Source organism: Aerococcus agrisoli (assembly GCF_003797145.1).
Lineage (GTDB): Bacteria > Bacillota > Bacilli > Lactobacillales > Aerococcaceae > Aerococcus > Aerococcus agrisoli.
The window spans coordinates 1-1,730 of record NZ_RKMG01000065.1 but is presented as its reverse complement, the minus strand read 5'-3'; the positions used below and the strand labels follow the sequence as shown (position 1 = coordinate 1,730).

The window sequence follows — 1,730 nt, the reverse complement described above, 5'->3', positions numbered from 1 at the left end:
TGGTACACTCCCTACAAAGTAGACACTAGAAATAACAAAAATTTCTAAACTATTTTGTAGGGAGTGTTTTTTATTGTCTAAACGAGTTAAATTAAGCGCAGACGAAAAATTAGCCATCATTAAACCAATACTTGGCGGTTGTTCTTCATTAAGATTTGTCAGTAAAGAAATGAACCTTCACGGTTCTGTAATTCAGACATGGATCCGCAAATATAAAGCTGATGGTTTTGAAGGACTAGTGGAATCGAAGACGTGGAAAAGGTACTCGAAAAACCTGAAAAAAATGGCGGTTGAAGACGTGGTTTTTCGAGGTTACTCTAAGAATAGTACGGTGAAAAAATATCATATTTCCAGTTTTTCAGTTCTACAACGATGGATTAACCTATATAATAGTGGAAAAGAACTAAAATCAACGAGTATGGGGAGATCTAAGACCACTATGACTAAAGGGCGTAAAACAACATTTGAAGAACGATTGGAAATCACACAATTTACTATTGCCAGAGACAATGACTATGATGGGGCTACTGAAAAGTATGGTGTATCTTACCAACAAATCTATTCATGGGTTAAAAAATACCAACTTAAAGGGTCCGACGGACTTAAAGATCTTCGTGGTCAAAATAAACCAGAGAACGAATTAACGGATACTGAACGGTTGAAATTTCGTATTAAAGAACTTGAAGCACGAAATGAATATCTTGAAATGCAGAAAGATATTGAAAAAAAGTTGTTAGAGCTCAATCAAAGGTACGACCATTTTCGCTAAGTCGTCAAGAGACACAATACATTGTCGTGTTTGAGCTCCATCAAGAAAAAGGGTATTCTGTCTCAAAATTATGTAAAGCTGTAGAGGTTAGTAGAAGTTCCTACTATAAATGGTTACATCGATGTCCATCAGACGCAGAAAAAAAGAATGAGGCATTAGCTGCATCTATTCAGAAAATATTTGACGAATCTCATGGTATTTACGGTGTAGAACGGATGAAATGGGCTGTTTATCGTGAATTGAATGAGGTTGTTAATGTAAAACGGGTTCGCCGTTTAATGCGTTCTATGGGGTTGAAATCTGAAATTCGAAAGAAAAAACCAGAGTGGACAAAATCTATTCCTCTACATATCTCAGAAAATACTATTAACCGAGATTTTGAAGCTTCGAAACCGAACCAGAAATGGTTTACTGATGTGAGTTACCTATTTTATGGCAATCATGAAAAAGCTTATATCAGTGCAGTTATAGACCGTTATGATTTATCGATTGTTTCTTATATCATTAGTCAAAGAAACGATAATAAATTAGTGATGGATACCATCAAGTTAGCTATGCAAAAAAATCCAGCTGCACATCCAATTATTCATAGTGATCGAGGGTATCAATATACTTCTAATGATTATTTTGCCCTTAAAAATCAATTTGGTTTCAAAACTAGTATGTCACGTCCAAGCAAATGCTTGGATAATCAACCTATTGAATCCTTTTGGGGATCAATGAAGGCAGAATATTACTATCGTCATGATTTTGATACCTATGATCATCTTATAAACGGAATCGATGATTACATTCAATTTTATATGCATAAGCGTTATGTACCAAAATTTAACGGTTTAACTCCTTCGGAGTACCGTTCTTTAGCCTCATAAAAAAATACCACGTTGAGCATCTTATTCAACGTGGTAGGGTAAACAATTATTTTGTTTTTTAACCTGTCTACTTGACGGGGAGTGGTTCA

The 1,730-nt window shown here is 35.0% G+C and carries 2 protein-coding genes; both read left to right on the top strand.

The annotated features are described in order from the left end of the window. Positions 1–73 precede the first annotated feature (73 nt). Positions 74–769, top strand: a complete 696-nt coding sequence (locus EF384_RS09465; protein WP_123781454.1) for a helix-turn-helix domain-containing protein — start codon at positions 74–76, stop codon at positions 767–769. 20 nt (positions 770–789) lie between these two features. Next, positions 790–1,641: an IS3 family transposase gene (locus EF384_RS09460; protein WP_123781452.1), complete on the top strand. Its 852-nt coding sequence runs from the start codon at positions 790–792 to the stop codon at positions 1,639–1,641. Positions 1,642–1,730 lie beyond the last annotated feature (89 nt).